Raw genomic sequence first — 6000 nt, 5'->3', positions numbered from 1 at the left:
ACCTCTACCCCCCGAACACTCCCCTCTTCCCCCCCCCGCCGCGCGCCCGATGGGGTCGGCGGGGCGGCGCCGCACGGCCCCCGGTCCGTCCCCCCTTCCGGGCGTACGGACCGGGGGCCGCTGTCACTCCTTCGGCCAGTCCACCGTCGGCGAGGGGTGGTACGCGATCCCCAGCGCCGCCATCCGGCCCGCCTGCGCCACCAGCCTCGGCTCATAGGCGTCCCAGCCGATATCACCCCGGGACCAGCCCTTCTCGGCCGCGCCCAGCAGCCGGGGGAAGGCCATCTGCTCCAGTTCGGCGCCGGTGTCCAGGGTCTCCGTCCACAGCGCCGCCTCGATCCCGACGACCGCGTCCTCCGGCACCCCCTCGGCCGCGAAGTAGCCGCCGGGGTCCCAGTCGTACGACTTGTCGACCTCGACCGTCCCCGCCCAGTGCAGGCCCAGCGGATGGGTCGCCGTGTACTGCATGTCGAGGTAGATCCGGTCGGCCGGGGAGAGGATCAGCCGGGCGCCCCTGCGGACCGCGTCGGCGACCTCCTCCCGCTCCTCCTTCTTCGTACCGCCGTAACCCCAGTACTGGGCGATCACGTTCTCGTCGACCTCGGCGCCCGCGATCTGGTGCCAGGCGATCGGCTTCTTGCCGTACTTGGCCACCGTCTCCCGGACCCGGTCCATGAAGACCCGGTAGTCCTTCTCCTCGGTGCTGTCGGCCTCGTCCCCGCCGATATGGAGGTACTCGCCCGGGGTGAGGGCGGCGATCTCCCGGATCACGTCGTCCACGAAGTCGAACGTCACCGGCTTGCCGACGCAGAGCGTGCTGAAGCCGACGTCCGTCCCGGTGTAGACGGGCTTGGCGACCCCGTCGCAGTTCAGCTCCGGATAGGCGGCGAGGGCGGCGGCGGTGTGGCCCGGCATGTCGATCTCCGGGATCACCTCCATATGGCGGCTCGCGGCATATGCCACGATCTCCCGGAACTGCTCCTTGGTGTAGAAGCCGCCCTCGCCGCCGCCGACCTCGGTGGCCCCGCCGATCGTGGTCAGCTTCGGCCAGGAATCGATCGCGATCCGCCAGCCCTGGTCATCGGTGAGATGGAGATGCAGCTTATTGATCTTGTACAGGGCGGCCTGGTCGACATAGCGCTTCACCTCGTCGACCGTGAAGAAGTGCCGGGCGACGTCGAGCATCACGCCCCGGTACTCGTACCGGGGCCGGTCGGTGATCGTGCCGCCCGGCACCTGCCACGGGCCGGACCCGACGGCCTTCTTCTCGATCGCGTGCGGCAGCAGCTGGCGCAGGGTCTGCACCCCGCGGAAGAGCCCGGCGGGCTCCTTCGCCACCAGGGTCACGGCCGCCGGGGACGACTCCAGCCGATACCCCTCATCGCCCAGGTCCGCCTCGTCGGGGGCCAGCCGCAGCCTTATCCCGTCGGCACCGGGCCCCGGGTCGAGCGGCAGCTCGAAGCCGGTGGAGGGCCGGAGGATCCCGGCCAGATAGTCGCCGACGGCCCGGACCCCGGGGCGGTCGTCGAACCGGATCGCGGTCCCGGCGGTGATCTCGTACGGCAGCCCCGCCGGGCGGACCTCGGAGGGCGCGGGCACCACATTGCCCAGGGCCGGTACGGCGGTGGGCGCGCGGCGGGCGGACTTTCCGCTGGAGCCGCCGCCCGCGCCGCCGTCGGCGAAACAGCCGACCCCGGCCCCGGCGAGCAGAATCAGGGCACCGATCAGCCGCAGCCCGGGCAGCCGCGCGGGCCGGGCCGGTCCGGGGTGCGGACGGTGCGTCGGTCGGGACAGTCTCACGGGAGGATTCCCTTCAACAGGCGTCTCAGCAGGTCCTTCACCAGATGTTCCACCGGTGCCGGAGCCCTCGCCATCGTGACTCACGACCGAGGCCAGGTCTAGACCTGGCCGGGTGGAACGATCATCGGATCCACCCGGTCGGCCGAGGCCGCCGAATGGAAGAATCGCCCCATGGCGGAAATCATCCAGAAGGACGGGACCTGGACCTTCGACGGGGACACCGTGCGCATCGTGCCCGGCTCCGACAAGGGCGTGGGGCTGCTCCGGCAGGCCCTGGGCGAGCTGGCAGTCCCGCTGGAGGCCGTCGCGGGGGCGTCGTACGAGCCGGGCCGCAAGTCCGGGCGGCTCAGACTGCGGCTGCGCAACGGCGCCGATCCGCTGCTCCAGCTCGCCGGCGGCCGGCTCAAGGACGGCTCCGACCCCTATCAGCTGAACGTCGAGAACGACCGGACCGGGGTCGCCGAGTACTTCGTGGACGCGGTCCGCAACGCCCTGCTGATCGAGCAGATCAGCGCCGATCCGGTGGGCCGCTATCTGCTGCCGGGTCCGTCGCTGCCGGTCAGCGCCACGGCGGGCGACGGCACGGCCGAGTTCGACGGGGAGCAGATCCGGCTGTCCTGGAACTGGAAGACCGAGGACGCCAAGGCGTCCGGCGGGCCCCGGACGATCGCCGTCGGCGATGTCGAGGGTGTCGACTGGCTGCCGCCGTCCGGTCTGGAGAACGGGCATCTGCGGTTCACGGTCGCCCGGATCCAGTCCTCCGCCCCGGCCAAGTACGACCCGCACGCGGTGGAGCTGTGGGGCTTCCGCAAGGATCCGCTGATGGCCGTGGTCGGCGCGGCCGTGGTGGCGCGGCTGCCGCATCCGTACGCCGGGGAGGCACCGGCCGCCCTGACCGCCCCGGCCGGGACCGCGCCCGCCGCCGCCCCGGCCGACGACCCCGACGCGCTGCTGCGACGCCTGCGCGAGCTGGGTGAGCTGCACCGGGCCGGGGTCCTCACGGACGACGAGTTCAGTACCGCGAAGCAGGCCGTACTGAAGCGGCTCTGACCCGCGACCCCGACCCGCGCCCAATGATCCTGCCCGGAATCGGGCAGGATTCTTGCATCCCGCAGCGTTACCGCGCAGTATCGACGGGTGCTCGAACACCGCCGGCCAGGTCGTCCCTCATCCTCCGCGTCGCCACCCTCACACCCCGCGCACGCGCACGACGACCTCATAGACCATCTCGTCCGCACCACCGCGCTGCCGCGCGGCGAGGCGGTCCGGGTCGTCCTCGACGTGCTGGCGTACTTCGACGAGAAGACAGAGGTCTACGTCCGCCGCCGCCATCGCGAACTGCAGTCCGGCGGCCTGGCGAACGCCGAGATCTTCGAGCGGATCGCGGCCGAGCTGCCGCACCGCGCCGTGGCGCCCCCGGAGCTGTCGCTCCGCCAGCTGCGCCGCATGATCTACGGCTGACATCCGATCTCCCACCTACGGAGGGGCAAGAACTTTCATGTGCGGAATTGTCGGATACATCGGTAAGCGTGATGTGGCACCGCTGCTGCTGGAGGGCCTCCAGCGGCTGGAGTACCGGGGGTACGACTCCGCCGGCATCGTGATCACCAGCCCGAAGGCGGCCGGGCTCAAGCTGGTCAAGGCCAAGGGCCGGGTCCGCGATCTGGAGGCCCGGGTCCCCAAGCGGTTCGCCGGGACCACCGGCATCGCCCACACCCGCTGGGCCACCCACGGCGCCCCCAGCGACGAGAACGCCCACCCCCACCTCTCGGCCGACGAGAAGGTCGCCGTCGTCCACAACGGCATCATCGACAACGCCTCCGACCTGCGCGCCCGGCTCGAAGCCGAGGGCGTGGTCTTCGCCTCCGAGACCGATACCGAGGTCCTCACCCATCTGATCGCCCGCTCCGCGGCCGAGACGCTGGAGGAGAAGGTCCGGCACGCGCTCAAGGTGGTCGAGGGCACCTACGGCATCGCCGTGATGCACGCCGACTTCGACGACCGGATCGTGGTGGCCCGCAACGGCTCCCCCGTCGTCCTCGGCATCGGCGAGAAGGAGATGTTCGTCGCCTCCGACGTCGCCGCCCTGGTCGCCCACACCCGGCAGATCGTCACCCTCGACGACGGCGAGATGGCCACCCTCAAGGCCGACGACTTCCGTACGTACACCACCGAGGGCTCCACCACCACCGCCACGCCGACCACCGTGGAGTGGGAGGCCGAGTCGTACGACATGGGCGGCCACGACACCTACATGCACAAGGAGATCTCGGAGCAGGCCGACGCGGTCGACCGGGTGCTGCGCGGCCGGATCGACGACCGGTTCTCCACCGTGCACCTCGGCGGGCTCAACCTCGACGCCCGCGAGGCCCGCTCCATCCGCCGGGTCAAGATCCTCGGCTGCGGCACCTCGTACCACGCGGGCATGATCGGCGCCGGGCTGATCGAGTCGCTGGCCCGGATCCCCGCCGACGCCGAGCCCGCCTCCGAGTTCCGCTACCGCAATCCGGTGGTCGACCCCGACACCCTCTACATCGCGGTCTCCCAGTCCGGCGAGACCTATGACGTGCTCGCCGCCGTCCAGGAGCTGAAGCGCAAGGGCGCCCGGGTGCTCGGCGTGGTGAACGTGGTCGGCTCGGCCATCGCCCGGGAGGCCGACGGCGGGGTCTACGTCCACGCGGGGCCCGAGGTCTGCGTCGTCTCCACCAAGTGCTTCACCAACACCGTCGTCGCCTTCGCCCTGCTGGCGCTGCACCTCGGCCGGATCCGCGACCTCTCCGTCACCGAGGGCAAGCGGATCATCGAGGGCCTGCGCAGGCTGCCGGAGCAGATCGCGGAGATCCTCACGGCCGAGGACGACATCAAGAAGCTGGCCGAGGAGTACGCGGGCGCCCAGTCGATGATGTTCATCGGCCGGGTCCGCGGCTACCCGGTGGCGCTGGAGGCGTCGCTGAAGCTGAAGGAGATCTCCTACATCCACGCCGAGGCGTACCCGGCGTCCGAGCTGAAGCACGGCCCGCTGGCGCTGATCGAGCCCGCCCTGCCGACCGTCGCGATCGTCCCCGACGACGATCTGCTGGAGAAGAACCGGGCGGCGCTGGAGGAGATCAAGGCCCGCAGCGGCCGGATCCTGGCCGTGGCCCACCGGGAGCAGGAGAAGGCCGACCACACGATCGTCGTGCCGAAGAACGAGAACGAGCTGGACCCGATCCTGATGGGCATCCCGCTCCAGCTCTTCGCCTACCACACGGCCCTCGCCATGGGCCGCGACATCGACAAGCCGCGGAACCTGGCGAAGTCCGTGACCGTCGAGTAACCGGCCGTACGCGCCGAGGGCGGCGGTACGGGTCCCGGACCCGTACCGCCGCCCTCGGCGTACCCCGGTGGCACACCCGCACGGCACCGCCCCGGCCCGGGGGCACCGGGTCGCGTACCGGCGTACCGTTCCCCCGCGCGTCGCCGCCGGGCCGCGCGGGGGAACCGGCCGGAACCGGCGCACCGGCCCGGCCCGCGCCCGCTCAGCCGGTGGCCGTCACTCCCCGGCCCGCGGCGCGTCCCTCGAAGGTCGGCAGATCGGCCAGGACGGCCGTCGCCCCGTACCAGGACGCCAGACCCGCCGCCACGGCGACCCAGCCGCCCGCCTCACCGAGCCCGCCGGAATCGGCGAGGGCGCCGATCCCGGTCAGCGCCATGGCGACCGCCAGCAGCCCGTACGCGCCCTGGACCAGTGAGCCCCGGGCCGCCCCGGCCGTCAGGCTCAGCGCCAGCAGCGCCCAGAGCAGGGCGAACAGACCCGCCGCCTCCGCCGACCTGACCTCGCCGACCGCGGTGCCCCAGGTGAACCAGAAGGCGCCGAGTCCGGCGAAGGCCGTCCCCGTACCCGTGTCCCGGTCGCGGAACGCGAGCAGTCCTGCGATGAACAGTGCGACACCGCCGACCCAGGTGGCGACCGCGGAGGCGTCGGCCGCCGCCACATTGTCGACGACGCCGGTCGCTCCGATGCCGAAGGCCAGCAGGGTCAGTCCGAGGGCGAGTTGGCCGAGTGTCGTGGAACCGGCGCTTCCCGCGGAGACGTCCTTGCTCACGGCGGGCTCCCTTCCTGTCTGTTCGGTTGTCGGCGCATGGCCGCGCGATCGTGGTGCTCCGTAGCTCCGTACTGGCGTGCGGCCCGTACCGGCGCGATCCGTACTGATGTGGTTC

General features: G+C 71.8%; 5 protein-coding genes. 3 read left to right on the top strand and 2 right to left on the bottom strand.

Annotation, left to right across the window (positions count from 1 at the left end):
• Nucleotides 1-123 precede the first annotated feature (123 nt).
• Nucleotides 124-1800 (bottom strand): beta-N-acetylhexosaminidase, encoded by a 1677-nt coding sequence (locus ABZ714_RS07250; protein WP_358824140.1) that lies wholly within the window; start codon nucleotides 1798-1800, stop codon nucleotides 124-126.
• Nucleotides 1801-1971: 171 nt separating this feature from the next.
• On the opposite strand from ABZ714_RS07250, the gene ABZ714_RS07245 reads away from it, so the two are divergent.
• The 3 genes from ABZ714_RS07245 to glmS all read left to right on the top strand — a co-directional run bounded on the left by ABZ714_RS07245 (nucleotide 1972) and on the right by glmS (nucleotide 5116).
• Complete coding sequence (locus ABZ714_RS07245) at nucleotides 1972-2850, top strand: DUF4429 domain-containing protein (protein WP_358824139.1); 879 nt, start codon at nucleotides 1972-1974, stop codon at nucleotides 2848-2850.
• A gap of 168 nt (nucleotides 2851-3018) precedes the next feature.
• Nucleotides 3019-3261, top strand: a complete 243-nt coding sequence (locus ABZ714_RS07240) for a hypothetical protein (RefSeq protein WP_358824162.1) — start codon at nucleotides 3019-3021, stop codon at nucleotides 3259-3261.
• Nucleotides 3262-3298: 37 nt separating this feature from the next.
• On the top strand, nucleotides 3299-5116 hold the full coding sequence (glmS, locus tag ABZ714_RS07235) for a glutamine--fructose-6-phosphate transaminase (isomerizing) (RefSeq protein ID WP_358824138.1): 1818 nt from the start codon (nucleotides 3299-3301) through the stop codon (nucleotides 5114-5116).
• 202 nt (nucleotides 5117-5318) lie between these two features.
• Here glmS and ABZ714_RS07230 read toward each other — a convergent pair whose 3' ends face one another.
• The gene (locus tag ABZ714_RS07230; protein WP_358824137.1) at nucleotides 5319-5885 is read right to left on the bottom strand and encodes a GPR1/FUN34/YaaH family transporter; all 567 of its coding nucleotides are present in this window, start codon (nucleotides 5883-5885) and stop codon (nucleotides 5319-5321) included.
• Nucleotides 5886-6000: the final 115 nt, after the last annotated feature.

The organism is Streptomyces sp. NPDC006798 (assembly GCF_040635975.1).
In the GTDB taxonomy this organism is placed as follows: Bacteria; Actinomycetota; Actinomycetes; order Streptomycetales; family Streptomycetaceae; genus Streptomyces.
This window is presented reverse-complemented; position numbering and strand designations above follow the sequence as displayed.